The 26,133-nt window shown below is 60.6% G+C and carries 24 protein-coding genes, 1 tRNA gene and 1 pseudogene; 12 read left to right on the top strand and 14 right to left on the bottom strand.

Annotated features, from left to right (window positions below):
• Positions 1-16: 16 nt before the first annotated feature.
• Positions 17-1,279: a DegT/DnrJ/EryC1/StrS family aminotransferase gene (locus CKV89_RS10860; RefSeq protein WP_034400437.1), complete on the top strand. Its 1,263-nt coding sequence runs from the start codon at positions 17-19 to the stop codon at positions 1,277-1,279.
• Positions 1,276-1,935 (top strand): sugar transferase, encoded by a 660-nt coding sequence (locus CKV89_RS10855; protein ID WP_084440871.1) that lies wholly within the window; start codon positions 1,276-1,278, stop codon positions 1,933-1,935. The genes CKV89_RS10860 and CKV89_RS10855 overlap by 4 nt, the downstream gene beginning before the upstream one ends.
• Here CKV89_RS10855 and CKV89_RS10850 read toward each other — a convergent pair.
• From CKV89_RS10850 to CKV89_RS11985, 7 genes are all read right to left on the bottom strand, one after another.
• Positions 1,828-3,795, bottom strand: coding sequence for a polysaccharide biosynthesis protein (locus tag CKV89_RS10850; RefSeq protein WP_231935391.1), 1,968 nt, complete (start codon positions 3,793-3,795; stop codon positions 1,828-1,830). The genes CKV89_RS10855 and CKV89_RS10850 overlap by 108 nt on opposite strands.
• A gap of 177 nt (positions 3,796-3,972) precedes the next feature.
• Positions 3,973-4,674, bottom strand: a complete 702-nt coding sequence (locus CKV89_RS10845; RefSeq protein WP_051277200.1) for a PadR family transcriptional regulator — start codon at positions 4,672-4,674, stop codon at positions 3,973-3,975.
• 1 nt (position 4,675) lies between these two features.
• Positions 4,676-5,578, bottom strand: coding sequence for a DUF4097 family beta strand repeat-containing protein (locus CKV89_RS10840; protein WP_154657584.1), 903 nt, complete (start codon positions 5,576-5,578; stop codon positions 4,676-4,678).
• Positions 5,579-5,734: 156 nt separating this feature from the next.
• Complete coding sequence (locus tag CKV89_RS10835; protein WP_028326683.1) at positions 5,735-6,436, bottom strand: GDSL-type esterase/lipase family protein; 702 nt, start codon at positions 6,434-6,436, stop codon at positions 5,735-5,737.
• A gap of 6 nt (positions 6,437-6,442) precedes the next feature.
• Positions 6,443-6,619, bottom strand: coding sequence for a DUF6104 family protein (locus tag CKV89_RS12050; RefSeq protein ID WP_095068538.1), 177 nt, complete (start codon positions 6,617-6,619; stop codon positions 6,443-6,445).
• Between the two features lie 106 nt (positions 6,620-6,725).
• Complete coding sequence (locus tag CKV89_RS10825) at positions 6,726-10,565, bottom strand: multifunctional oxoglutarate decarboxylase/oxoglutarate dehydrogenase thiamine pyrophosphate-binding subunit/dihydrolipoyllysine-residue succinyltransferase subunit (protein WP_028326682.1); 3,840 nt, start codon at positions 10,563-10,565, stop codon at positions 6,726-6,728.
• 156 nt (positions 10,566-10,721) lie between these two features.
• Positions 10,722-10,883 (bottom strand): hypothetical protein, encoded by a 162-nt coding sequence (locus CKV89_RS11985; RefSeq protein WP_154657583.1) that lies wholly within the window; start codon positions 10,881-10,883, stop codon positions 10,722-10,724.
• Between CKV89_RS11985 and CKV89_RS10820 the strand changes: the two genes are divergently transcribed.
• Both CKV89_RS10820 and CKV89_RS10815 read left to right on the top strand, forming a co-directional pair.
• Positions 10,882-11,394, top strand: a complete 513-nt coding sequence (locus CKV89_RS10820; RefSeq protein WP_231935390.1) for a low molecular weight protein-tyrosine-phosphatase — start codon at positions 10,882-10,884, stop codon at positions 11,392-11,394. The two genes, CKV89_RS11985 and CKV89_RS10820, sit on opposite strands and share 2 nt — an antisense overlap.
• A gap of 158 nt (positions 11,395-11,552) precedes the next feature.
• Positions 11,553-12,098 carry a hypothetical protein gene (locus CKV89_RS10815; protein ID WP_154657582.1) on the top strand — a complete coding sequence of 182 codons (546 nt, stop codon included), beginning with the start codon at positions 11,553-11,555 and terminating at the stop codon, positions 12,096-12,098.
• A 17-nt stretch (positions 12,099-12,115) separates the two neighbouring features.
• Here CKV89_RS10815 and CKV89_RS10810 read toward each other — a convergent pair whose 3' ends face one another.
• On the bottom strand, positions 12,116-13,501 hold the full coding sequence (locus CKV89_RS10810; RefSeq protein ID WP_231935389.1) for a TrkH family potassium uptake protein: 1,386 nt from the start codon (positions 13,499-13,501) through the stop codon (positions 12,116-12,118).
• A gap of 92 nt (positions 13,502-13,593) precedes the next feature.
• Positions 13,594-13,935 (bottom strand): hypothetical protein, encoded by a 342-nt coding sequence (locus CKV89_RS10805; RefSeq protein ID WP_028326677.1) that lies wholly within the window; start codon positions 13,933-13,935, stop codon positions 13,594-13,596.
• 545 nt (positions 13,936-14,480) lie between these two features.
• On the opposite strand from CKV89_RS10805, the gene CKV89_RS10795 reads away from it, so the two are divergent.
• The 3 genes from CKV89_RS10795 (at position 14,481) to CKV89_RS10785 (ending at position 15,907) form a co-directional block, all read left to right on the top strand.
• Positions 14,481-14,885 carry a hypothetical protein gene (locus CKV89_RS10795; RefSeq protein WP_028326675.1) on the top strand — a complete coding sequence of 135 codons (405 nt, stop codon included), beginning with the start codon at positions 14,481-14,483 and terminating at the stop codon, positions 14,883-14,885.
• 226 nt (positions 14,886-15,111) lie between these two features.
• Positions 15,112-15,297 carry a hypothetical protein gene (locus tag CKV89_RS10790; protein WP_028326674.1) on the top strand — a complete coding sequence of 62 codons (186 nt, stop codon included), beginning with the start codon at positions 15,112-15,114 and terminating at the stop codon, positions 15,295-15,297.
• Between the two features lie 145 nt (positions 15,298-15,442).
• Positions 15,443-15,907, top strand: coding sequence for a hypothetical protein (locus CKV89_RS10785; protein ID WP_028326673.1), 465 nt, complete (start codon positions 15,443-15,445; stop codon positions 15,905-15,907).
• A gap of 141 nt (positions 15,908-16,048) precedes the next feature.
• Here the strand turns inward: CKV89_RS10785 and CKV89_RS10780 are convergent.
• Positions 16,049-16,121 (bottom strand) — tRNA-Arg (locus CKV89_RS10780).
• A gap of 35 nt (positions 16,122-16,156) precedes the next feature.
• Positions 16,157-17,140: a MinD/ParA family ATP-binding protein gene (locus CKV89_RS11980; protein ID WP_154657581.1), complete on the bottom strand. Its 984-nt coding sequence runs from the start codon at positions 17,138-17,140 to the stop codon at positions 16,157-16,159.
• A 283-nt stretch (positions 17,141-17,423) separates the two neighbouring features.
• Here CKV89_RS11980 and CKV89_RS10765 point away from each other — a divergent pair, with 283 nt between their 5' ends.
• Positions 17,424-21,338: an ATP-binding protein gene (locus CKV89_RS10765; protein WP_051277198.1), complete on the top strand. Its 3,915-nt coding sequence runs from the start codon at positions 17,424-17,426 to the stop codon at positions 21,336-21,338.
• A gap of 297 nt (positions 21,339-21,635) precedes the next feature.
• Here CKV89_RS10765 and mscL read toward each other — a convergent pair whose 3' ends face one another.
• Together mscL and CKV89_RS10755 are read right to left on the bottom strand one after the other, a co-directional pair.
• Positions 21,636-22,040, bottom strand: a complete 405-nt coding sequence (mscL, locus tag CKV89_RS10760) for a large conductance mechanosensitive channel protein MscL (RefSeq protein WP_028326669.1) — start codon at positions 22,038-22,040, stop codon at positions 21,636-21,638.
• A gap of 156 nt (positions 22,041-22,196) precedes the next feature.
• The gene (locus CKV89_RS10755) at positions 22,197-22,769 is read right to left on the bottom strand and encodes an SAF domain-containing protein (protein WP_154657580.1); all 573 of its coding nucleotides are present in this window, start codon (positions 22,767-22,769) and stop codon (positions 22,197-22,199) included.
• A gap of 53 nt (positions 22,770-22,822) precedes the next feature.
• Between CKV89_RS10755 and CKV89_RS12620 the strand changes: the two genes are divergently transcribed.
• Positions 22,823-23,008: a hypothetical protein gene (locus CKV89_RS12620; protein WP_051277196.1), complete on the top strand. Its 186-nt coding sequence runs from the start codon at positions 22,823-22,825 to the stop codon at positions 23,006-23,008.
• Between the two features lie 14 nt (positions 23,009-23,022).
• Here CKV89_RS12620 and CKV89_RS12615 read toward each other — a convergent pair.
• A pseudogene (locus CKV89_RS12615) lies at positions 23,023-23,163 on the bottom strand (FmdB family zinc ribbon protein); the annotation flags it as partial.
• Positions 23,164-23,295: 132 nt separating this feature from the next.
• Between CKV89_RS12615 and CKV89_RS10745 the strand changes: the two are divergent.
• From CKV89_RS10745 to CKV89_RS10735, 3 genes are read left to right on the top strand one after another with little or no spacing between them, the layout of a single operon-like run.
• Positions 23,296-24,549: a molybdopterin molybdotransferase MoeA gene (locus CKV89_RS10745; protein ID WP_161626186.1), complete on the top strand. Its 1,254-nt coding sequence runs from the start codon at positions 23,296-23,298 to the stop codon at positions 24,547-24,549.
• Positions 24,546-25,040, top strand: a complete 495-nt coding sequence (gene moaC, locus CKV89_RS10740) for a cyclic pyranopterin monophosphate synthase MoaC (RefSeq protein ID WP_028326666.1) — start codon at positions 24,546-24,548, stop codon at positions 25,038-25,040. Before CKV89_RS10745 ends, moaC begins: the two co-directional genes overlap by 4 nt.
• The gene (locus CKV89_RS10735) at positions 25,037-25,639 is read left to right on the top strand and encodes a MogA/MoaB family molybdenum cofactor biosynthesis protein (protein ID WP_324603341.1); all 603 of its coding nucleotides are present in this window, start codon (positions 25,037-25,039) and stop codon (positions 25,637-25,639) included. Before moaC ends, CKV89_RS10735 begins: the two co-directional genes overlap by 4 nt.
• Positions 25,640-26,133: the final 494 nt, after the last annotated feature.

Raw genomic sequence — 26,133 nt, 5'->3', positions numbered from 1 at the left:
CCCCTAGCCTAGAAATGTGAATACATCCTCGCCAGATAGTCGAAAACTATTGCCATTTATACCCTTTGGTCCACCGGATATCGGTGAGGAAGAAGTCCGCGCCGCCGCAGAAGCAATCCGCTCCGGGTGGCTCACCACCGGCCCAGCCGCCGCAGCATTCGAAACCGAATTCGCCGCCGCGCTTGCCGGAAACCTCACAACCACCACACCTGGCACCCCCGCACCCCCTACGGCCTCACCACCCCCAGACATCCACGCCGTCGCCGTCAACTCAGCCACGGCAGGACTACACCTAGCCCTCGTGGCCCTGGGTATCGGCCCAGGCGACGAAGTGATCGTTCCCACCTGGACCTTCACCTCAACAGCAGAAGTAGTCCGCTACGTAGGCGCAACCCCCGTACTCGTCGATGTCTTACCCACCACCTTGAACATCGACCTACACGCCGCAGCCGCAGCGATCACCCCCCACACCCGCGCAATCATGCCGGTCCACTTCGCCGGCCTACCCGTTGCCCGAACACACCTGGCCGAATTCGCCCGAGAACACAACCTCGCCGTCATCGAAGACGCCGCCCACGCATTCCCCGCCGTCAGCGAAAACATCAACGTGGGACTCGGAGCTTCCGAAGCAGTCGTATTCAGCTTCTACGCCACCAAAACCATGACCACCGGCGAAGGCGGCATGCTCCTGACCACTAACCCCGACCTAGCCAACCACGCTCGCATGATGCGCCTGCACGGCATCAGTCGTGACGCGTTCTCTCGCTACACCGAATCCGGCATGTCGGCAGGCCCGGCCTGGAAATACGAAGTCCTCGCCCCCGGATTCAAATACAACCTCACTGACCCCGCCGCAGCGATCGGACGCGTACAGCTCACCAAAGCCATACGTATGCGAACCCGCCGCGAAGAAATCGCTCACGCCTACGACGAAGCCTTCGCTGACCTGCCCTTACAGCTACCGCCACACGCACCTTCTGGCGATATCCACGCCCGCCACATCTACGCACCTCACCTGCTAGACACCGCACCAATCCAGCGCGACACCCTCATCGACAAGCTCACAAACCACTACCGCATCGGGGCCAGTGTTCACTTCATCCCACTGCACCGCCACCCCGTTTGGCGCGACACCATCGCCCCGGACCCCACGGCCTTTCCCGTCGCAGAGGATGCCTTCAGCCGCTGCTTCTCCCTGCCCATCTTCTCGGCTATGACCGACGAGCAAATCGACCGCGTCATCACAGCCGTACGCCAACTATGCGGAGCACACTCATGAAAAGGCGCCCACCCCATGCCGCCCCGCCCAGCCGCACCAATGCCTGGTACCCACCGGTTAAACGTGGCATCGATATCGCTCTCGCCGCTGTGGGGCTCGTGACCACAGCACCGCTGATGGCCGGCATCGCTATTGCAGTAACTCGCGATTCACCAGGACCAGTGCTCTTTCGGCAGCAACGCGTTGGCCGCAACGGCCACCCCTTCACCATCGTGAAATTCCGCACCATGACTGTCCCCGCCTCAGGAGAAACCCACCTTGCAGTCAGTGCCACCGGTGATACCCGCGTGACCCGCACCGGTGCGTGGCTACGCGCCACCAAACTTGATGAACTTCCTCAACTCCTCAACGTTTTGCGGGGAGAAATGTCCTTAGTCGGACCTCGACCCGAAGTACCTGAATGGGTTGAACACTGGCCGCCAGAGCGTGCCGCCGTGATCCTCAGTGTCCGGCCCGGCATCACCGACCCAGCCAGCATCGAATTCCGGAACGAGGGCGACCTGCTCGCTACCGTTGCTGACCCCGCCGACTACTACGTTCACACTCTGCTACCGCGTAAAACCGCCCGGTACGTCGACTATGTGCGCTCCGCCTCTCTCATGAGCGATCTTCGAATACTGCTCGCTACGGTCCGGGCTGTGCTGGGCCGCAACTGATTGTGCTGCGGCGGTCTGTGCCTGCACGGCCTGCACTGCCTTCTTCTCGGTCTTCAAAGTTGCTAACACTGAAGACATCCAGGCACGCAGCGAAGCATCGTCGGTGGCTGAGAGTGTTTCTAGTACGTGAGGATTCAACGGCGGTGCCTGAACGGCGTTGACGAGCTCATGTCCAGTGCGGTGTCGCACTTCTGAGGAGTCGAACAGCTCTTCAGAGAGCTTCTCACCAGGCCGTAGTCCCGTATAGGTGATGCTCACGTCGTGGCGTCCTGACAGCTCAATCAACGTCTCTGCCAAATCAGCGATTTTCACCGGAGCGCCCATCTCCAGCACCATCACTTCTCCCCCATGGCCGAGCACGCCAGCTTGCAGTACGAGCTGGCAGGCTTCCGGAATGAGCATGAAGTACCGCTCCACACGAGGATCAGTGATTGTTACTGGCCCTCCAGAAGCGATCTGTGAAGTAAACGCATGCACCACCGACCCACGCGAACCCAACACATTTCCGAAACGAACCGAGACGTACCGACGCCCGTGAGCTGCGGCGTACCAGGCAGTGAGTACTTCACCAAACCTCTTGGATAGTCCCAGCATGCTCGTGGGGGCAGCTGCTTTGTCGGTCGAAATATTGACGAATGAGGTCACTTCAGCCGCATCGGCTGCAGCCAGTACGTTGCGGGTGCCCATCACATTGGATTTCCACGCTTCGAACGGGTGTGCTTCCAGCAGCGGAAGGTGTTTTAAAGCTGCGGCGTGGTAGACGATGTCGGGTTTTTCTTGGGCCATAATCTCACGAATCCGTGCAGCGTCACGGATGTCTGCCAGGATGATGTTGCCGCCGCATAGCAGCCCATCTCCCCGGATTGACATATCTGTGGCGTGCATGCCGGATTCGTCATGGTCGAGCAGCAGGAGACGTGTGGGAGAAAAACGCGCGATCTGACGGCATAGCTCTGAGCCGATTGACCCACCGGCGCCGGTGACGAGCACGACTTTTCCGGTGATTTCGCTGCTGATCGATTCCCATTCCAGATGTACTGGTGGGCGGCCAAGAACATCGGCCAGATCAAGGTCGCGTAGATCGCGGGCGCCGGGGGAGTGGTCCACGATCTCGCTCATGCTGGGGGCAACAAGCACTTCGAGGCCAAGGTTTCTGGCCGAGGCCGATACTTCGCGGATGACCTCGGCTGGTGCGCTGGGCATAGCGAGGATCAGCGTTTGGGCTTCCCACTGGCGCGCCGAGTCGGCGAGGTCGCTGCGGTCTCCGACGACGCGGATGCCGTGGATGCGTAGCCGGGCTTTTGCTGGGTCGTCGTCGATGATTCCTACGGGGGTTAGAGGAGAGTCATCTTCGGTTAGGAGTGATCGGATGATGCGGTCTCCTGCGTCTCCAGCTCCGTACACAAGGGCTGGGCGTCCGCCGCGGTGGCGTGCTGCGCGCATGCGTCGTGCTCGGGAGATCAAGCGCGCAGCGAGCATGGTCAGCATGGCCAGGGCGCCTGCGCTGATTGCGGTGCTGCGCGGTACTGGGTGGGGGAAGGATAGCCACGGTGTGATGAACAACAGGGGCAGAGTGATGATGAAGGTGCGGGCGAGGTCGGTGATTTCTTCCATCGATCCGCGTCGGTGGCGCACACGGTAGGGGCCCACGAGGGTGCCAGCACATCCGTGGATTATTGCGGCAAGCAGCGCATAGCTGGCGACGCCGCCGGTGAAGACGAGGGCGGCGCGGAAGTCATATCGCATCCACACTGACGCATAGACGGCGAATATCCAGATGGCGGAGTCAACTGCTGGCCAGGTGATGGTCCGTTTTATGTGGTCACGGCGCAAAGTGCCGCTCGTGGGTGCTCCGTGCACGGTTGGCTCCTCGCGGCGTTTGTCGGTACTTCGACACATTACGACGCAAGAAGCGCTGTATTTGGCAATGAGAGAGTGAGTGTTGTGTACGAGTAGTTGCTGGAAGCCCTTATTGCTGTAAGGCTTTTCGCTCCGAATGTGTGTATATAGGTGGGCTGGTGTGTGTGGCCCACCTATTCACTCTTTGTGGTGTTGAGGGTTTTCTTCTAGCACTGCTTCGAGGCGGTCAGCTGTTTCGCGCAGGATGGTGATGATGGCGTTCACCTGCTCGCTCGAGATGTTGGCGGGCTTGGTATGGTGGTTGGTATCTGTTGTGGGGGGGTTGGGTTCTGGGGTGGTAGGTGGGGGCGGTGGAGGTGGGGTGGTGTGTTCGGTGAAGGCTGCACCTCGACGGAAGTCGCGAGCTAGTCGCTCAATTCCTTCTATGGTCATATCTGCCAGCGGGGATCGTGTTGAGCCTTGGGTGGTGGCTGATCGGGTTTGGTTTTCCCACGCGGCGGCTGCTGCTCCGAATAGTGATGTGAGGTGCGCTGCGCCTTCGCTCATGCGTCGGTGCAGTTCGTCGGTGAGTTGTTCTGAGGAGCTGGTGACATGTGCGCGCAGTCCTTCGAGCTCTTCGGATCGAGAGTCGAGTTCTTCACGTCCGGCACTGGTGAGGGTGTAGGTAGATTTGCGACCTTCGTCGCGACGGGTCAGGAGTCCTTCGTCTTCGAGTTTGGCTAGGCGGGGATAAATCGTTCCGGCGCTGGGGGAGTAGAGCCCGCGGAACCGCCGTTCCATGACTTGAATGATGTCGTAACCGGACATGGGGCCGCCCTCGTCGAGAATGGCCAGGAGGTAGAGGCGTAGTTGTCCGTGGCCGAATACTGGTGAGGCCATGTCAGTTGTTTTTCCGGTCGCCGGGGAGGGTGTCTTGGATGGGACCGCGGTGCTGTTGTCCTCCGGTGATGATCACCCCTGGTGTGGAGTGGTGTGGCGTTTCTCCGCGGGTGAGGACGATGTTCCCGGAGACGGTTTTGACCTTTGCAGCTAGGGATCGGTCTCCGTCGTAGCGGTGTCCGCCGCGTTTTTCGCTGAGTGGGTTGATCATGGTGGATCCGTCGGCCATGACGTGTCCGGTTTTGCTGTGGGCGGTGAGGTCGTAGCCCTGGTGTTGAGGTAGGCGCATGCGTACGTCGCCAGCGCCGGAGTTGATGGTGATGAGGGAGCGGCCGGTGAGGCATAGGTCGCTCAGGCCTGAGACAGTGTTGGCGCGCACCGATGCTGGGGCTGAGGAGTCCAGGGTGAGGTTGCCGGAGGCGGTTTTAGTTTTGATGTCTCCGGAGATGCGTTTTCCTTCGATGTCTGCGGTGGCGGTGATGATGTCGATGGTTCCGCTGAGGGAGTCGAGACGGACGCTTCCTGTGCCGCCGCGGACGCGTAGTCGTCCGGTGAGTCCGCTGATTTTGGTGTGGGCGCGTAGGGATCGCACGGATGTGTCGGTGCCTGGGGGGACGGTGATGTTCAGATCGACGCTGACATCGCCGCGTACGCCTACCCAGTCTTTGATCGTTTGTTTCCAGTCGGTGCCGTTGCGTAGGTGGCCGATGTTGACGGTGGTGGCGTCGTCGATGATGGTCAGTTCTGGTCCGCGGACGTTGGCGATTTCGATGAGGATGGCGGTGGAGCCGGGGGTGCCTCCGGTGATGGTGATGGAGCCGCCGCCGGTGTTGATGACGAGGTTTCGGCGGCGTCCGTCGTCGATGGTGCGGCTGGTGTTGGAGGTGATGTGCCAGGTGGTCATGGTGGCCTTTCGGTGGCGGGCGCTGGAACGCGATATGTCGTTTTTTCTTAAGAGTAAGTTGAGATATATCGCGTGTATAGGGGTGCGGGGTGGGGATATGACTGTGGCGGTGAACCCGGTTGGGTTCACCGCCACAGTTGTGAGGTGTGGTGTGGGTTATTCCTGGGGGATTTGGAGCCAGGTGGCCCAGTCTCCGTGAAGAACGAGCCAGGCCAGGAGCCCGTAGCCAGCTTGTCCGGGGTGGATCTGGTCTCGGGAACTGGCTAGTTCTGAGATCCATTGGTCGTGTTCTAGCAGCGGGTAGAAGCAGTCGACGAAGGGGATGGAGCGGCGCGAGCACACGTCGGATTGTGCTTCAACGATCACTTCGAGTTTGGCGTTGCGTTCTTCGTCCAAGGTGGGGGCTGGGCCGACCACGAAGGGGCTGATGCCTCGTGCTGTTGCGTCGTCGAGGACGTTGGCGAGGTTGAGGCGGGAGCGAGCTGTGGTGAGGCCTTGGTCGATGTCGTGGATGCCGACGCCGAGGACTAGGCGTCGTTCGCGGCGGTCTTTCCACCGGGGCATGCCTTCGGATCGCCACCTGTTGAGTACGTCTGCGGAGGAGTCGCCGCGGATGCCGAGGTTGTAGGTGGTGAGGTCGAGTTCGGGGTGTTGGGTTCGGCCTACCACACGCGAGACCCAGCCATGGCCTTTGGGGTCGCCGTATCCGGAGACGAAGGAGTCGCCGATAAAGACGATGCCGACGTCTCTGGGGCCGTCATGCGCGACGTAGTCGGCGCTAGGAGTGAACTGGGTGGGGATGTCCATGTCTGCCCCGTCGGTGTAGAGGCTGTCGTCGCCGTAGTCGTCGTTGCTCACGCGTTATCAATCCTCGTCGTCATCCACCCGGGCGAGCCAGGTTGCGAACCGGTCCAGTGCCGACTCGAATTCGGGGTTCAGGTCGGTGAAGGTCCGTAGCTGTTCGGCTACCCACTCCAGAGACACCATCTCATCGCCGCGCCGGGATTCCAGCTCTTCGATGCCACGATCTGTGAAGTACACGAGTTCTATTCTGCCCCAATGGAGTGAGTGTGCAGGTTCAGGACACCCTGAACATGGTGCAGGTCCCTGCGCCCGCAGGGTGTGGGGCGGGCGCAGGGTGGGGTGGTTAGCGTTCGAAGGCGAGGTGGATGAGTTTCTCCTGTTCGGCTGCGTGGATTTTGGCCGAGCCGGTGGAGGGCGCGGCTGAGGCGGGTCGGGTGACCCGTTTCCAGGTGCGGGTTTCGCCGTTATCTGCCAGCTCGGGGACGAGGTTGAGGGCTAGGAAGGACCAGGCGCCTTGGTTGAGTGGTTCGTCTTGGACCCACACGATTTCGGCGTTGGGGTATTTCGCTAGCTCGTTTTTCATCTCTTCGGTTGCCAGGGGGTAGAGGCGTTCGAGTCGGATGATTGCTGTGTTTGTGTCGTTGCGTTTTTCGCGTTCAGCGGCAAGGTCGTAGTAGACCCGGCCGGAGCAGACAATGACGCGGTCGACGTTGTTGCCGCTGATGCCGGTGCTGTCGGTCAGTACGGGTTGGAAGCTGCCGGTGGTGAATTCTTCGATGGAGCTGACGGCTTCTTTGCGGCGTAGTAGTTGTTTGGGGGTTGCCACGATGAGTGGTTTTCGGGGGCGGGTATATGCCTGTGCGCGCAGGAGGTGGAAGTAGGAGGCTGGGGTTGAGGGGTGCGCGACGGTCATGTTGTCTTGGGCGCAGAGTTGTAGGTAGCGCTCGATGCGGGCGGAGCTGTGGTCTGGGCCTTGTCCTTCGTATCCGTGGGGGAGGAGAAGAACAACAGAGCTGCGCTGGTTCCATTTCTGCTCGGAGGAGGAAATGAATTCATCGATGATGGTTTGGGCGCCGTTAGCGAAGTCGCCGAATTGTCCTTCCCAGCAAACCAGCGCGTCGGGACGTTCGACGGAGTATCCGTATTCGAATCCCATGCAGGCGAATTCGGAGAGCATCGAGTCGTAGGTCCATAGGCGGGCTTGGTTGCCGAGGTAGAGCAGTGGTGTCCATTCTTCGGCGGTGTTGCGGTCGATGAGGACGGCGTGGCGTTGGGTGAAGGTGCCGCGGCGGGTGTCTTGTCCGGTGACACGTACCGGGGTGCCTTCGGTCAGGAGTGATCCGAAGGCGAGTAGTTCGCCCATGGCCCAGTCGATGTTGCCCTCGCGGGTCATTTTTTGCCGGTTTTCGAGGACCTTCATCAGTTTTTTGTGGACGGTGAATCCGTCGGGGACGTTGACCCAGGCGTCACCGAGACGTTCGAGGAGGTCTTTGTCGATGGCTGTGCTGATGCGGCGTAGGGGGGCGCGTTCGTCTTCGACTTGCGCGGAGGGCATTTCGAGTGTGCCTTGTTGTTCGGGGTGTTTTGCTGCTTCCCGGGTTTCGAGGAAGACCTGCTCGAGGCGGGATTGGTAGTCCTTCAGGGCGGCGTCGGCGTCTTCTTCGGTGATGTCGCCGCGGCCGATGAGGGCTTCGGTGTAGAGCTTGCGGGAGGAGCGTTTGGCCTCGATGAGGTTGTACATGATGGGTTGGGTCATCGAGGGGTCGTCGCCTTCGTTGTGTCCGCGCCGGCGGTAGCAGACGAGGTCGATAACAACGTCGGTGGCGAATTTTTGTCTGAATTCGTAGGCGAGGGTGGCTACGCGCACGACTGCTTCGGGGTCGTCGCCGTTGACGTGGAAGATGGGGGCTTGGATGCAGCGTGCCAGGTCCGAGGAGTAGACGGAGCTGCGCGAGGAGCTGGGGGCGGTGGTGAATCCGACTTGGTTGTTGACGATGACGTGGATGGTGCCGCCGGTTCGGTATCCGCGTAGCTGGGATAGCTGCAGTGTTTCCATAACGACGCCTTGTCCTGCGAAGGCGGCGTCTCCGTGCATGAGGATGGGCAGGACGGTGAATGCTTCGCCGTGTTTGTCGAGCCGGTCTTGTTTGGCTCGCACGATTCCTTCAAGGACTGGGTTGACGGCTTCGAGGTGGGAGGGGTTGGCGGCGAGGTAGACCTTGGTTTGTTCGCCGGTTTCGGCGGTGAAGGTTCCTTCGGTGCCGAGGTGGTATTTCACGTCGCCGGAGCCTTGGGCGTTGCCGGGGGCGCGGGTGCCGTCGAATTCGGAGAAGATTTGTCCGTAGCTTTTGCCAGCGATGTTGGCTAGGACGTTGAGGCGTCCGCGGTGGGGCATGCCAATGCAGACTTCGTCCATGCCTTCGCGAGCGGACTCTAGGAGTATCTGGTCCAGGAGCACGATGGCTGATTCGGCGCCTTCGAGGCTGAAGCGTTTTTGGCCGACGTATTTGGTTTGGAGGAAGGTTTCGAATGCTTCTGCCGAGTTGAGGCGGCGCAGGATGCGCATTTGTTCTTCGCGCGGTGTTTTTTCGCGGGGGACTTCGATTTTGGTTTGCATCCAGGCGCGCTCTTCGGGGTCCTGGATGTGCATGTATTCGGCGCCGATGGTGCGGCAGTAGGAGTCTTGGCAGACGGCGAGGATTTCGCGCAGGGTCATGGCGGGTTTTCCGCCGAAGCCACCGGTGGCGAATTTGCGGTCGAGGTCCCAGATGGTGAGGTTGTGGTTGGCTAGTTGGAGGTCTGGGTGGATGCGTTGCCGGTATTCGAGTGGGTCGAGATCGGCTAGGAGGTGTCCGCGGACTCGGTAGGCGTGGATGAGTTGTTGGACGCGGACGGTTTTGGATAGGTCGTCTTCGTGTCCGGCGTAGTGGTCGATGCTCCAGCGGATGGGTTCGTAGGGGATCCGTAGGGATTCGAAGATGTCGTCGTAGAAGTTGTTGGCGCCGAGCAGGAGTTGGTGCACGGTGCGGAGGAATTCACCGGAGGCAGCGCCTTGGATGATGCGGTGGTCGTAGGTGCTGCTGATGGTCATGATTTTGCTGACGCCGTGGCGGGCCAGGGTTTCGGGGGAGGCTCCTTGCCATTCGGCGGGGTAGTCCATGGAGCCGACGCCGATGATGGTGCCTTGGCCGGGCATGAGGCGGGGGACTGATTGGAAGGTGCCGATGCCGCCGGGGTTGGTGAGGGAGACGGTGGTGCCGGCGAAGTCGTCGACGGTGAGTTTGTTGTTGCGTGCTTTGTCGACGAGGTCTTCGTAGGCGCGCCAGAAGCCGAAGAAGTCGAGTTGTTCGGCGGCTTTGATGTTGGGGACGACTAGGGAGCGGGTGCCGTCGGGTTTGGGTAGGTCGACGGCTAGGCCGAAGTTGACGTGTGCGGGATGTACGACGTGGGGTTTTCCGTCGATTTCGGTGAAGTTGTAGTTCATGTCGGGCATGGTTTGCAGTGCCCGGACGATGGCGTAGCCGATGATGTGGGTGAAGGAAACTTTGCCGCCGCGGTTGCGGGTGAGGTGGGCGTTGATTGCGGTGCGGTTTTCGATGAGTGCTTTGGCGGGCAGCTGCCGGAATGAGGTCGCGGTGGGGACATGGATGCTGGCGTCCATGTTTTTGACGATGCGGGCTGCTGGGCCTTTGAGGGCTTTGGTTGTGTCTTGTGCGTCGGAGTTGGTGGGGCGTACGGCGGGGGTGTCGCGGGGTGTGGGCATTTGGGCGGGCATGGGCTGGTGGCGGATGCCGCGGTCGGGTGCGGGTTCGGCCGAGCTCATGACGGTGGCGTTGGCTGCTGGTGAGTGGGTTGCTTCTCTGCGGCGGGAGACGTCGTAGTTGGTGCGTGTGCCCGAGAGGGGGGCGGAGCCTTTCCCGATGGCTTGGCGGGCGGGTGAGGCTGGTGTGGTGGTGGGGGTGGTGTCGGTGTGGCTGGCACGTGGGGGGTTGCTGGTGCCGATGTCGTGGGGTGTGGTTGGGGGTGTGGGGGTTGCTTGGGCGTCGCGTTCTTGGAAGAGGGGCCACCATGAGCTGTCGACTGAGTTTTTGTCGGCTTTGTATTGCTCGTACATTTCGTCCACAAGCCAGGAGTTGGCTCCGAACGAGGTCGACGGTGAGTCGTTGGGCGGCTGCTGGGACACGAGGAAACGCCTCTTTCGTTGTGGCGACTGCGTTGTCTACCGGACGGATGCCTCACGTCGTCGTTGGTGGGCCGGTCACGGTGTGATGAGTGCATTTTCCGTGATCGTTGGCGACGAGTGGAACGAGTCCGTCTCGGCAATCCTTTACGAACCACACTACATGTCGCATGTCACATCTCGGCGGTCTTTGCGGAAGCGGTTGGCGTATGTGTGTCTGGGGTTGGTGGGGTGGTGTTGATGCTGTTCGGGTGGGGTGGTTTTGGGGTGGTGTGGAAGGGGGTTGGGTTGGTCCGCTGGGGTTGGCATACTCGCGGGCATGACTGAGGTGTGTCGTGTGATGACGGTGTGTTGGGGCAACATTTGTCGTTCTCCGATGGCGGAGTTCATGGTGCGTGCCGCTGTGGACAGCCAGGGGTTGGGGGATGTGGTGGAGGTGTCTTCGTGTGGGGTTTCAGCTGAAGAGGTGGGCAATGGGATGGATCGGCGTGCGGTGGCGGCGTTACGGCGTCATGGGGTTGCGGATTCGGGTTTTGCTGGGCATCGGGCGAGGCAGTTTGAGGTGGGGTGGTTTGGTGAGGTGGATTTGCTGTTGCCTGCGGATTATCGGCACGAGCGTATGTTGCGTTCGTTGGCTGGTGGGGATGGTGATGCTGAGGGAAAGATCCGGATGATTCGCGAGTTTGATCCAGCTGCGGTGGCTTCGGGTGATGTTGGTATGGCTGACCCGTGGTACGGCGGTGATGAGGATTTTGATGTGACGTTCGCCCAGATTTCGGGGGCGTTGCCGGGGATTGTTGGGTTTGTGCGGGATTGGGTGGAGAGCAGGTAGGGGTGCGGTTGGGGTGGGGTGCAAAAACTTGGTTCGGTTTTTGTTTCTGGTTGGTTCAGAAATAACTAATGCGTTCGTGTTGAACGGGTGAACTTCGTCGTGGATGCGTCGATGGGAGAGGGCACAGTTAGTACTTCTTTGTCGTTGAAGGGGGCGGAGTGGATAGTGAAAGCCGGGTGTCGGAGCAGCGGAATCGTTTGGTAGTGGCGGCTTTGGTGGGGGCATGCGTGCTGACGGGCGTATATATGGTGACGGATGCTGCGGTGTCGGGTAGCCAACAGCCAGTGAGTGCGGTGCACGCATACGAGTCGCAGGCTCAGGTGCGTCAGCGGGTGGATGAGATTGTGCGGACGTTGCCGCGGGAAGCTCAAGCGGGGGTTGTGGCGGATGAGGAAACCGGCGGGTTGCGTGTTCAGGTGACTGCTGCGGGTGCGGTTCTGGCGCGGGAGCGTTTGGCTGATGTGGATGGGGTTGAGGTGGTGGTGGATCACTCGTTGACGGACTTGGAGACGGCGAAGGCTGCGGTGGAGTCGCAGGCAGATTCGTTGTTGTCTAAGGGGGTGCGGGTGGCTGCGGTGTGGAGTGATGTGAAGGGCAACAGCGTGGGGGTTCGGTTGTACGGCAAGGAGGTGGAGCAGGGGCGAGCGATGGTGCAGAAGATCGTTGGAGATGTGCCGGTGTTGTTGCAGACCTCGCAGGGGTGATGCGTGTGCTGGGTGGTTTATCCGATGATGGGGCGTTCTTCGGGTAGTTCATAGACGCGGCGGCGCTGTTGTAGCGCTAGGGCGGAGGCGAAGGTGGTGGGGCCAAGCCGTCCGATGAACATGAGTGCTACGAGGATGAGGCGTTCTGGCGTGGGCAGGGTGGGGGTGATACCGGTGGTCAGGCCGACGGTGGCGAATGCGGATATGACCTCGAAGAGTGAGCGGTCGAGGCTGTATTCGGTGCAGATGATGAAGACGGTGGTGGCGGTGATGACCAGGAGGGCTGATAGAAGGACCACGGTGATGGCGGCTCGTTGGATACCGTGTCCGAGGCGGCGGTTGTAGACGCGTACGGAAGGTTCGCCGCGGATTTCGGCGAGGATGACGAAGGCGAGGACGGAGAAGGTGGTGACTTTGATGCCGCCTGCGGTGCCCGCGCTGGAGCCACCGACGAACATGAGCATGTCGGTGACGAGCCATGTTTGGGGGTGCATGGTGCTGTAGTCGAGGCTGTTGAATCCGGCGGTTCGGGGCATGACGGATTGGAAGAATCCGCTGAGGAGTTTGCCTTTGGTGTCCAGGGGTCCCATGGTGTGGGGGTTGGTCCATTCGAGGGCACAGATGGCGATCCAGCCGATGATGAGGAACGCTGCGGTGGCGTATAGGGCGATGCGGGTGTGGACGGTCCACCGGTTGGGTTTGTTCCAGGTGTGGCGTAGTTCGAATAGCACGGGGAAGCCGATACCGCCGACGATGATGGCTGCGGCGATGGGTAGGCAGATCCATGGGTCGGTGACGAAGTGCATGAGGTTGTCGGTCCACAGCGCGAATCCGGCGTTGTTGAATGCGGAGATGGCGTGGAAGGTTCCGTGCCAGAGGGCCAGTCCGGGGGTTTGGTGGTAGTGGAGGATGAACCGTCCGGTGAGGGCTAGGGCGGTGATGGTTTCGATTGCTAGGGAGTAGAGGACGACGCGGCGGACCACTGCGAGGGCTTGGCCGGGGCCGAGTGCTTTGGTTTCTTCGGCGGCGTTGAGTGCGGTGGTCAGGGCGAAGCGGTGGGAGAGCAGCGCAACGAGTAGGGAAGCGACGGTCATGATGCCCAGGCCGCCTACTTGGATGAGCGCGATGATGATGACTTGGCCTAGGGGTGTCCAGTAGGTGGCGGTGTCTACGACGGTCAGGCCGGTGACGCACACGGCTGAGGTTGCGGTGAAGAGTGCTTCAACGAAGGTGGCGCCGCCGGGGCCTGTTTTGGCGATGGGCAGCATGAGTAGGGCGGTGCCGACGGCGATGGCTGCGGCGAATCCGGCGACGACAGCTTGTCCTGGCCGCAGCCGTAGCTTGCGCGCGGGGGCGGTGGTCGTCGGGGATTTGTGCGGGGGTGTGCGTGTTTGTGAGGGCACGCAGCGAGAGATTACTCGCTGGATGGCGGTCCACCCACTGTCGGGTGTGTCGTGGTTGAGGTGGGTTCAGGTGGTGGTGTTGGGCAAGGGGGTTATGTACGGGATGCGGCGGTGGTGGTGTGCTGGAGTTCTTGGCGGATGAGCTGGTAGGTCAAGGCGATGGCGATGACTGCCCCAGTGGGGCGGTGCAAGGGGGTTAGCAGGCAGAGGGCGGCTGCGGCGAACATGAGTGGGGCGCTTGCGCGGGGGGCGGGTCGTTTTCGGTGTGGGTGCAGGGCGCTGAGGGTCAGGTGGGCGATGACGAGGAGGAAGTTGGTGGCGAGCCAGAAGGGGTGGGCTGCGTGGATGGATGTCATGGCGCAGGAGGCGACGAGGAGCCAGGGCATGAGAGTGCATGAGGAGGTGTCGATGCTGGTGGGTGGTTTTTTCGTCATGTGTGGCTCCGTGTAGCTGGGGTTGGCCTGGTGTTTTGGCGCGGGGGCTATGGGAGCGACTGTAATGACTTCGAATGAATATTGTTACGCTCTAGGGATTTTCGCCACCTATGGGGGAGTGGTGCAGGGGGCGGGGTTGATCGCGGCTAGTGCCACCGCAGGCTGCACTAGCCGCGATCAACCCCTGACTGTCGGCACCCTGGCGCGCCGAGCTCAATTGTCAGAGCGATTAGCCCTCCCGGCGTCTTGTTGCCGAGACCGGGCAAAACCCCCTGCAATGGATCCTGCACCAGCGCGTCCTGGCTGCACGTCGACTCCTGGAGGCCAGCAGCATGCCGTTCGAAGTCGAACTCATTCTCAGAACAGGTATTAGCTGCGCCGACCCCCCCGTGAGGTGTCTGGTCTTGATTAAGGTGTGAAAACACGCAGCCTTAGTGTTGATTTCCTTGAAGGACTAGCGCTTATGGACTGCAAGTGACTAGCCCGTGCAGCCTCTCGGGAGGAACCTTGGAATACAGCTTTACCCCTCAGGTGGGTTGCGTCCCATGAAAGCCGTGACGCCTCATGCACATCCTGCCGTTGAAGCAGGCTGCTGGATTCTGTCGATTGTGACGTCGCTGATGGCCAGCCAAACCAGCGGCGAAATCACATGGCTGCTGCTTGGATTTGTAGCCCCGGGAGCTTACTGGTTAGCCGTGGCCCGCCCAATGAGGGATAAATCACCCGAATTGGAACTGCAGAACGCGGTGTATTTCAACAATGCTGCCCGCCTCACTCTAGTCAGTTTTTTATGTTGCTTTACTCCCTGGTTCCGGCCGGTCGGAGGCGTCTTGGCCTTCATGCTCGCGTTCTTCTTGTGGCAATGGCGCGCCGACTCCGCCATGGAATGCCAGAATCCCCTGAGGGAGCTCGCGTGTGGCGATGGAACCTCGCCTAACTGGGGGCTGTAATTGATCGTCCCTTGCCGCCTTTGCAGCGCAAACAATCTCTCAGTTCGGGCAGCATTTTGAACTGTTCGCCCTTCCGATTGTCGCGATCAACCTGTTCAGTACGAGCCCAGCACAAGTTGGGTATCTCACTGCCTCGCCGGCGCCTGGGGCGACCGCTGGAATAAGCGACGCACCGTGATCTTTCTGCATGGGTGCGCGCTGCCGTTTTGGCTTTAGTTCCGCTGCTGTGGATCGCAGGAGCGCTGAGCTGCGCTGGGTCTACCTCATCGGCATCGCCGTAGGGATCGTTTCAGTGTTCTTCGCCGTCGCCTACCTGGTATGCGGGTTACTTCTCCACTCGGCCGCTGATCGTGAACCCTCCAAAAGACTTGCTGCCTCGACCACGATCGCTCACGACGTGCGCGAAGGTTAACTGATGAGGCGAGATAGGCGCTCGCACTGTTTCATTGGGGGAGAAACGTGTATGAGTTGTGCTGGTCCCTAGCCTGTGGCTGGGTGTTGGTTCCTGTGTGCGCAGTGCCCTGCGCCTTGCGAGATAAGTAACGGATGGTGAAGTGATGCGGGATGAGATGCCGGATGAAGTGCTGGCAGGTTTTGTCGAACGTGTGGAGAGCGGGGATGTTGCTGGCGTAGTGGCACACCTGATCTCGGCTGCGCCTGAAGACTGGGGAAATGGGTGCAACTGGGATTGGAAAGAGGCCAATGGTGAGCGTTTCGACAAGTTCATCCAAACCGTGCTCGCCGCTTCTGGTGCGAAGCTCTCACCCGAGCTGGTATCAGAGCTTTTGGGGCACTATGAGACTGTGCTGGTCGATCAGCCGGATGCGACAGATCGCGGGCTTGTGATGTTTGGCCGCTACCTTGCAGCGAGGGTGGATGAGATAACTGAATATGTCACGGTCAATATAGTTGACGTCTCTAAATCGCCGGACGCTAGCTGGCCTACAGCGGATTTGGAAGAAATCGCGCGAGACAGCGCGAAGCTTTCCAAACGCCTCTCGCAGAGACCAACGGCCAACTGATCGCGAAGTGACTGGCCTCCCTGCCCGTCAACGCCGCGGAGGCTGTCACGGGACGCCCGTGCGCCATAGCAAGGCTTTAGAACCTTTAGAAGATAGACAAGCCGTGACGTCATATACGCCCTGACCAGTAGATTTAATCTGCGCCCCCGGCAAGATTCGAACTTGCGACACCCGCTTTAGGAGAGCGGTGCTCTATCCCCTGAGCTACGAGGGCAAATGGCCTGCAAAGACCACGACCACGCTAGTCTCTCATGACTGCAGCACCAGATCCGAACCTGTGGACGCTGCGTGGTCATTGCTTTGCTGCGTCGCGAATCGCCGCGACACCGCTTCAGCAATATTTAAAAACGCCTCACGCGTTTTGGGCTTCAAATGCTCCCAATCGATCTGCCCACCATCAGCCATATGCGGATCTGCGGGCACCACGATCAGTTCCGAACGAGCAGCCAAATGACGCTGCACCGACTTCTTATCCACGTGCGAAGACACGATGTCTTTCGACGTCAACACCACCACGCAGTTATCAGCCAGGTGCACAAACCCACTGTCACGCAACCACTGGATCGACTCCATCGCACGCCGCGCCCCCGTCACCGACCACGCAGCCGGAATCACCACCGTCGTCGCATGCCGCAAAATTCCACTCATCAACGGATGCGTCACCCCGGTGCCGCAGTCCACATGTACATTCGAATAAAACCGCTGCACCGTCCCCAAGATCCGCTCAAAATCCTGAGACGACAACGAATCACCCAACACAGGGTTCGGCTCACCAGGCAACACCACCAGCCGCCCAGCCGACACCGTGAACTGCGCCAAATCCTCTACCGAGTGCACGCTCTCGATGTTGCGCGCCAATTCCGTAATGCCCGATAATTTTTTACCAACAAGACGTTCCGAAAGATCACCGGCATCAGGGTTGGCATCAATCGCCAACACCGGGTCCGGGCGCAAATTCGCCAACGCAGTCGCCACCGCAGCCGTCGTCGACGTCTTCGAAATCCCACCCTTCAAGCAGAAGTACGCCGTCACATGCTTGCCATTTAACGCCGCACCGATCTGCGCCTCCCGAGCACGGCGACGCTGCTCGGCACTCGAAACCCCCGGATTCCAGCGCCCATCAGTTACCCGGTAAGCAACCCCCCTCCACCCCGTGCGAGGCACAGGAGGAGCAGGACGCAACATATGGGCGTCGATGTGCTGATCCGGCGAAATAGATGATTCCGAAGGCATGTACCGAACTTTCCTAGCGAAGACAGTGGACGACGGTTCGCGTGATATGTGGGACCTTGCCGTTAACTTCAACATTGTCAAGGAGATTCACGCAATCGTCCAGAACGACCGCCCCACACCGCAGCATCCCTAAAACCCACCCGACACGCCCTGCACCATCACCCCGACTACCCCACCGGCACCCCCGCTCACACAGCACCCACACAGCAACACACACACCACGACAACAACCAGTACCCATACGTTCCAAAGAGAAACCCCCGCCAGTGGATAGGATTTCAGCGTGAGTTCAACGCCTAACGAGCCCAACGGCACCGGCACCTCCCCCGACAACACCCACGTCGCCCAGGCCCCCGCCCGCGACACCCTCAACGACCACACCGAAACCGGCCGCCCCGGCCGCGCCAACCGCGTCGCTACCGCCGTGCGCCGCTGGCAACGCGAACTCTCCGAACTTGGCGGCCCCAACACCCTCCTCTGGCACAAAGACTCCGTCGAAAGCGACCTCGAACTCACCACCGCCCACCCCGGCGGAGTCTCCATGCTCATGGCCGGCCGCGCCACTCGCCTCTCCGACCTTGTCCGCGAGCGCAGCGCATTCCTTCAAGCCTGCCGCACCGTAGAACTCATCCGCGGAAAAGCCATCGAACTCGAAGAAGAACGCGGCCTACGCACCTGCTTCATGGCCATCGGCATGGCCACCTGGAACGTACCCGGCGCCCAGCAGCGCGCCTGCGCCCCCGTTCTCATCCGCTCCTGCACCCTGCACCCCGTCGATCCCGCCCACCGCGACTACGACATCGACCTGGGAGATGATCTCGACCTCAACCCCGTCCTCGTCAACTATCTCGCTAGCCGCGGCATCACCATCGACCCCGAAAACATCGTCGACCTCGCCTACACTTCGCAACGCTTCGACCCTCAACCGGTCTTCCGTGAAATCCAACGACTCGGAGCGGAACTCGATGACCTCAAAGTCATCGACCGCAAAGTCGTCAGCACTTTCTCGCCAGCCAAACTGCCCATGATCGCCGACCTACGCGACCTGGGCGACACCCTCGTGGACCACGACGTCATCGCCGCCCTCGCCGGAGACACCCAAGCTGGCGCGCTCCTAGCCAACGACGACGTCACCGACAACCACGGCGACATCACTGCCGTGCGCGAACTCCTTGTCCTAGACGCCGACTCCCACCAAGAAAACGCCATCAACGCTGTCCGTGCAGGCGTATCCCTAGCCATTACCGGCGCACCTGGCACCGGCCGCACCCAAACCGTCGCCAACATCGTTGCCGGAGCCCTCGCCGTCGGTAAACGCGTCCTCGTCGTGGCGAACAAGCGTACAGCGCTGGTCGACCTACATAAACGGCTCAACCAATGCGAACTTGGCGGCTTCGTCCTGGACTTTCCCGACGGAGCCCACTCACCTGCAGAACCCAGCCGCGCCTACGTCGACTCCATCTCCACCCAAACCAACGACGACGAACCCGACATCACCGACCTCACCAAACGCCACGAGCACTACCGAGCCCGCCTCGCCGCGCACCGCGAACACCTCCACGCCCCCCGAACCCCCTGGGGCGTCAGCATCTTCGACGCACTCAGTGCCCGTACCCGCCTAGCTCGACGCAGCATCCCACCCACCTCAACCGTGCGCCTGCCCGCCGAGGTCCTCAACCACATGGACCGCGCCACCTGCGAAACCGCAGGGGCAACACTCAAACAAGCAGCGCTAGCAGGTGCCTGGACACACGGCCCCCAAGACCCCTGGGCGGGGGCCCGCGTCACCGAACAAACCCAGGTCGATAGCCTCACCACCCTCGTGCGTGACCTGGCCGGTAAACGCTTCACCAACGACACCACCCGACTAGACGCCATATTCGCCGACGTCGGCCTACCTGCCGCCACCTGCCCTGCTGACTGGGCCGAAGCTCTCGCCGTCCTCACCTCAGCCCGCCGCACCATGGGCATATTTTCCGAGGACGTCTACACCGCAGACCTTGACTCGCTTGTTGACGCCACTGCCGACCGAGAACAACGCGAACGTGCAGGAATCACCCTGGGCTGGTGGGCCCGCAACTCCCTGACCCGCCGCGCCAAAGATCTACTACGCGAAAACCAAAACAGCCACATCAAACTCCACGACCCCCTCGTCAGCGCCCGCGACGAACGCACCCGCTGGCAAACACTCGGCGGACGAGGCGGGCCACGCATCCCCGACGCACTCGACGAAGCAATCCGCCTCTGGAACGGGCTCGCTTCGGACATCGCCCGACTCGAAGAAGTCCTCGCAGCCAGCCGTGAAGGCGCAGATCTCCTACACCAGCCGGTCCCGCAGGTGGGTGACCGGCTCACGCGCCTCGCCGAACACACCGACCGGCTCACCATCTTGCCCACCGTCACGCCACTACTGGACGAACTCACCCGCCTGGGCCTGCAACCCCTCGTCGATGATCTCGCCAACCGCAACGTCAAACCCGACGATGCCGTCGAAGAACTCGAACACGTTTGGTGGGAGTCAATCCTCGAAACTCTCGGTAACGAACCCACACATGAGGAAACCATCGCCGAGGCACTCGCCGAGTACATCCGCCTCGACCAGCAGTACATCCGCACTGGTGGGCGTCGCGTCGCGGCACGCGCCACCAGCCGTATGAAGCACGCCAAAGTTGTCTACGCAGACCAAGCTGCCTACCTCGCTTCACAAGCACGCCAAGTCAGCCACCACGACCGGCCTCGCGACCTACTCACGTACACCGCTGACGCGCTCTTGGCTGCCCGCCCCATCTGGACGATGAGTCCCCTCGTCGTCGGTGCCACCGTTCCGCCCGGGCAATGGTTTGACCTGGTCATCATCGAAGGTGCCGAGCAAATCACCACAGCTGAATCCATCTCCGCTATCGCACGAGCTGGACAAGTCGTTCTTGTTGGTGACACCCATGGCCTGCCCCCGGCCCCCTTCTCTCTCACCGCATCCACCCCGGCACGTGGCGACATGGTTGCTACCAGCCAACACGCGGAGTCTGTCCTTAGCCAGCTCGCCTCGGTCCTGCCTCAGCATCGACTCGGTTGGCAATATGGATGCGACGATGAACGTATTTTCGGGTTCGCTAACCTGCACGAATACAACGAGGAGTTCGTCACCTTCGCGAGTACCCGCTCGGATCGGCCTATCGATTTGGTCACCGTCAGCGCCCCGGAAGAGCACCCTGGAGACACCAGCACTGCCTTCAGCCGCGATCTCACTCGCCTTGAAGTCGCCGAAGTCGTCCGCCTGGCCCTTGAACATGCCAGGAACACGCCAGAACTCAGTCTCGGTATCGCTACGGTCAGCGCTGAGCACACCGTGCATATCCTCAGCGAACTGCGTCACCGACTCACCGATGAGCCTGACCCGGTTGTTCTGGCCTTCTTCGAGGCGCAAGAACATTCCACCGCAGGCCCTGAAGGTGAACCGTTCTACGTCAAAAACCTTGAACGCGTACCCGGAGACATGCGTGACCGCATGATTTTCGCTATTGGTACCGCTGCTGGCCAAGACGGGCGAGCTTTGCACCGGGCAGGCCCGCTGGGCCTCGACGGAGGCGAACGTCGCATCAACTGTGTTGTTGCTGCAGCACGTTCCCGCTTGACCGTAGTCACCTCACTGACTGCCAGTGACCTCGACGGCGGACGCATGACAAGTCGGGGAGCCCGTGCCCTGCACGACCTCATTGCCTATGCAGACTCCGGGGGCGATCGTGAGGTGCTGCGTCGCCAAGTCGGTGGACACGCCTCCAACGTCACCCCACTGCGTACTATCCGACGCAGCGATGACGCCATCCTCGGCGAATTCGCGCTCCAGCTCCGCAAAGAGGGACTTGTTGTGCATGAGCGCCTCGGCAGCTCGTGTGCGCCACTGGACCTGGCTGTTGAAGATCCGTACGTGCCAGGACGCATCGTTGTTGCGATCGAGTCCGATGGGCGCCGATACGCGGACATGACTTCCACCCGTGAGCGAGAACGTTTGCGTGGTGAACAGTTCGACGCGATGGGATGGGAATATGTGCGTGTGTGGAGCGAAGATCTTGCTGAAAAGCCAAGTGCTGACGTTGCTCGTGTGATCGAAGCGATCCGCACTGCCGATGCCCGAGCTGGCCGGGTGGCTGGCCGGTCGGCGCGCAACCGTTCTACCGGAACCTCGAGCGACCTATGGTGACCTCTTCCACACCGCCAGATCCCTCAAGCACAGGAACAGATAAGCGCAGTATCAAAAAAGTAGGACGACGCCGCGCAGTGAGCTCTCCACCTGGCGAAGTCACCCCGATCATCGACCCCACCACGGATGATCAAGACGCACCCGTGGTCGATACTTCTCGCCTCGATGAGCGGGAGAAATGGATACTTTCACAGCGCCCCCCGCATTGGGGTTAAAAGCTGTTGTGTTGGAGGAGGGGGCCACCTAATGGGTGGCCCCCTCCTCCAACACAACAGTAACGCTGCAAGAAGCCTCTATTTATGCCTGGCGGCGCTGAGCGGCGAGCTCGTCACGGATTTCGCGTAGAAGAGCGATGTCTTCGGAGACAACCTCGGGCTCGGGCTCAACACCCTTGGCGCGACGCTCAGCGAGTTTGTTCATCGGAAGAACGAAGATGAAGTAGACAACTGCCGCAGTGATGATGAACACCACGAACGCGTTGATGATGGTCGAGAAGTTAATGAAGGTGGCGGCGGCTTTGTCCGAGCGCAGCGAGAAGCCCAGGCCGCTGGACTGCGGTGCTCCGACAGCGTTGATGATCGGGGTGACGATCGAAGACACGAACGTGTCCACAACCTTCTGGAACGCGGAGCCAACGACCACGGCAACCGCGAGCTCGATGACGTTTCCGCGGAGAATGAAGTCCTTGAAGCCTTGGAACATGAAAACCTCTGTCTAATTTTCGGGGAGTGAAATGGGCTCGAGCCTCGTGTGAGAAGAGAGCCAGGGTGAAGGTGAAACGTACCTGTGTACGTTCTGTTACCCAGCTGATCATATCTGTGTGCTTGTAAGGCAATGCACTACGGGTATGGCTGCGGTTCAGCGACTCCGGATGGCTAGAGTAACTGCGCCGCCGTCATGAGTTGCGGTGCCGAGCGTGGCCATGAGCTGGGGTGCCCGGTCAGCGGGGACATCAAGGATTGCTCCAGCGGTTTTGGTGTCGCTGTCCCCGGTGGGCGTGTCGACCTGAAGAACAGGCACGTCAGCGGCGATGACAGCGCCGTTGCTGGGGGAGTGGATGTCAACGTGGCTTCCGGCGCGAAGCCGGGAGGCTGTGACAACTTCCCCAGAGGTGATGGGAGCCGTAAGCACGTTACCGGAAGCCAGATATTCACGCGTAATAGCGTTGGCGGCAGGGGTGAGCAGGGAAGCTTCGATGGGAACGGAGCGGACATCGTTCTCGGTGAGTTGTTCACCGGCTTCCATATCGCGGATAGCTACCCAAGCGCTAGCTTCTGCCCCGCGTGTGAGCCCCAGAACAGTAGTGAACAGCCACACAGCAATGATGGTGAGCAGTCCCGCGAGAGCTTTGCGCAGGAGCGCGCGTCGGTAGAGCGACCGGCGGGAGGGGATGGCGCGTGTGCTTGGGTGCTGCGGAGATGGCAGAGGCATGTCGGCACGGTAGGTCGCCTCGGGAGGTGTGTTGGCGGTGCGGAGTGCGTGTTGTGGACAACTCTGCACCGCCGTGCCGGGTTGTTAGCGGTCAGCTCTTGCTGCTGGTGGATGACGTTAATGATGCAGTTGAAGAGCTGGTGGAGTCAGAAGAAGAGGTGCTGGAACTCGATGTTGAGCTGCTTGTTGAGCTGCTCGATGAGGTGTTTGTGGAGGTGGAGCGGGAATCGTTCTTGTAGAAACCCGACCCTTTGAAGACGATCCCCACAGACGAAAACACTTTGCGCAGGTTGCCGCCGCATTCGGGGCACTCGGTAAGGGCATCGTCAGTGAAGGACTGGTGAGCTTCAAAAGCGTGGTCGCAGTTCTTGCACTGGTAGGGGTACGTGGGCATGGTTTCTCCAGGTTTGAGGCGGCCCCGGCGCTTGTGAGAAGCGCCCCAGGCCGCTATTCGTGCTTTTGCTCCCATGTTCTCAACATGGGAGGCGGCGTGGTTAATCCGATGGTCGAGATTAGGGTGGTGAGCATGCTGAGCGTCGCTGAATACCGTTCTCGTGTGTTGTCCCATGTGCAGGTGGCGCCTGCAGTGGAGTTGCCGCTGCGAGGTGCGGTGGGGCGAGTGCTGGCGGAGCCGTTGGTCAGTGCGGTGGATTTGCCTGGGTTTGATAACTCGGCGATGGATGGGTACGCAGTGCGGGCTGGTGATGTCGCGGACGCTGGGGAACAAACGCCCGTGTTTTTGCCGGTGCAGGCAGATATCGCGGCTGGTTCGCGTGAGCGGGTGTCGCTGGCTGCGGGGACGGCGATGCGCATCATGACGGGGGCTGCGATGCCGCAGGGCGCGGATGCGGTGGTGCAGCTGGAGCACACTGATGGTGGAGTTGATCGTGTCCGGGTGGATATGCCAGTTGCTGTTGGTCGGCATGTACGTCGCCGGGGTGAGGACGTTCGTGCTGGGGAGGTTGTGGTCCCTGCTGGGCGTGTTTTGGGGGCGCGGGAACTGGCGTTGGGTGCAGCGGCGGGATGTGTTTCGGCTTGGGTGTACCCGTTGCCGAAGGTGTTGATTCTTTCCACGGGTGATGAGTTGGTGCCGCTGGGGCAGGTGCCTGGTTTTGGTGAGGTCGTGGACAGCAATGGGGTGATGCTGGAGGCGTTGCTGGGTTCCTGGGGGATCGAGTCGGTGCATATCAGTGGGGTGAAAGACACGGTGGAGGAAGTGTTGGGGGCGATTGATCGGGGGGTTGCTCAGGGGTGCTCTGTGGTGATTTCTACTGGTGGGGTCTCGATGGGTGCTTATGACGCAGTGAAGGCTGCGTTGGCGGATCGGGGAGTGCGGTTTGAGAAGGTGGCGATGATGCCGGGTAAGCCGCAGGGATTTGGTCGTCTTGCGCTGGAGGATGTTGAGGCTGGGGTGCCGGTGTTTACGTTGCCGGGCAATCCGGTGAGCGCTTATGTGTCTTTTTGTGTGTTTGTGTTGCCTGCCTTGCAGGCGATGGCAGGGGCTGAGCCGTGTGGCGTTCCTGTTGAGGTGGTGCAGGTGGTGGGGCAGTGCCCGCAGCCTCGGGATCGTACGCAGTTTGTGCGGGTGCGGTTGGAGCGAGATGGGGCTGGTTGTGCTGTTGCGACGGTGTTGCCTGGTCAGGGGTCGCATATGTTGCAGGCTTTAGCTGATGCCGATGGGCTTATGGAGATTCCTGCTGTTTCTGATGGTGGTGCGGTTGGGGTCTCGACGTATCGTTGCTTGGTTTTGATGGATGCCAGATTGGGAGGGCAGGTATGAGTGATCAGGGGCAGGATGCCAAGGGTTTGACGCATATTCGCGCTGATGGGTCGGCTCACATGGTTGATGTTTCGGCTAAGCCGGTGACGGCTCGGTCGGCGTCGGCAGCTGGTTCGGTGGTGTTGAGCGCGGCAGCGATTCAGGCGCTTCGGTGCGGTGAGGTGCCTAAGGGTGATGCGTTGGCGGTGGCGCGTATCGCGGGGATTCAGGCGGCTAAACGCACTCCTGATCTTGTGCCGTTGGCGCATCCTGTGGCTGTGCATGCGGTGGAGGTGGATTTGTCTGTTGCTCAGGATCGGGTGGACATCGCGGCGACTGTTCGCACAGCTGATCGCACCGGCATTGAGATGGAGGCTTTGACGTGTGTGACGGTTGCGGCGTTGACGTTGATTGACATGGTGAAAGCTGTTGATAAGCACGGTCGGATCACGGATGTGCGGGTCACTGCTAAATCGGGTGGTCGTTCGGGTGATTGGTGTGAATCACAGTGAGTGCTGTTGAGGGTTTGGGGGCGGTTGGTGTGCCGGGTCAGGCAGGGCAGGCTGAGCGGCCTCATGGTGCTGGTGGGGTAGTGGTTCCTGATCCTTTTGTGGGGCGGGCGGCGGCTCGCTCTTCTTTCGCTGATGGTGCTTCTGCTTGTGTGATCACCTGCTCGGATCGAGCTAGTTCGGGTGAGTATGAGGATGTTTCTGGCCGGATTTTGTGTGAGCGGCTTACTGCGTGGGGGTTTGAGGTAGCTGCTGTTCTCGTTGGTGATGGTGAGCCTGTTCGGGATGCTGTGGGTGCTGCTGTTCGGGCGGGGGTGCGGGTTGTGTTGACCAGCGGAGGTACGGGGGTTGCTTCGCGTGATCTGACTCCGGAGATGACCGAGGCGTTCATTGATCGCCCGTTGCCGGGGGTTGCTGAGGCGATCCGAGCGGTGGGAATTGCTCGTGGTGTGCCTACGTCGATGCTTAGTCGTGGGTGTGCGGGGATGGCTGGGGAGTCTTTTGTGGTGAATCTTCCGGGGTCTTCTGGTGCGACTCGGGATGCTCTTGATGTTTTGGCGGATGTGCTTCCGCATGTTCTTGTTCAAACGGGCAGTGTTTGAGCTGGATTGAATTTGGTTTGGGGTGAGTTTCGTTGCTTTTGTGGGGTGTGGGGGAGATTGCGATAAATCCATTTTCGATTTGATCTATGGCTGTCATTGATGCTTCTGGGGAAAAGTGCGCTAAAACGCGACTCGGCTGGATTTTTCCTGTGGATTCTCTGTGCTTAAGGGTTGCCAAGAGCATCGGATTCCATAGTTGTAATCACAGCGTTGTAACTTTTCCGTCAACACGCCGAATTCGGCGGATTGGGGCAGGTCACATGCCTATAAGGTTGGAGTGTGTCGCCGAGCAGCCTGATCTTCGTGGCCGTCGTGGCGTCGTGGGTTATTTATTTCGTGGTCCACGTCGCTCGCCGACGGGAGCAATTGGCGACCGCTCGTAATGTCGACCGCTTCTCAAATCAGATGCGTGTCTTGCAGCGTCGGGCGGTGGCCAGCGCTGATGTGGGCCCTTCCGTAAGACTGAAATCCGCGTCTTCTGGAATAGGTCGTCC

This window comes from Dermatophilus congolensis (assembly GCF_900187045.1).
Taxonomy (GTDB): Bacteria; Actinomycetota; Actinomycetes; order Actinomycetales; family Dermatophilaceae; genus Dermatophilus; species Dermatophilus congolensis.
Note: the sequence above shows the minus strand (reverse complement) of the source record. Positions and strands in the feature narration are given on the sequence as shown.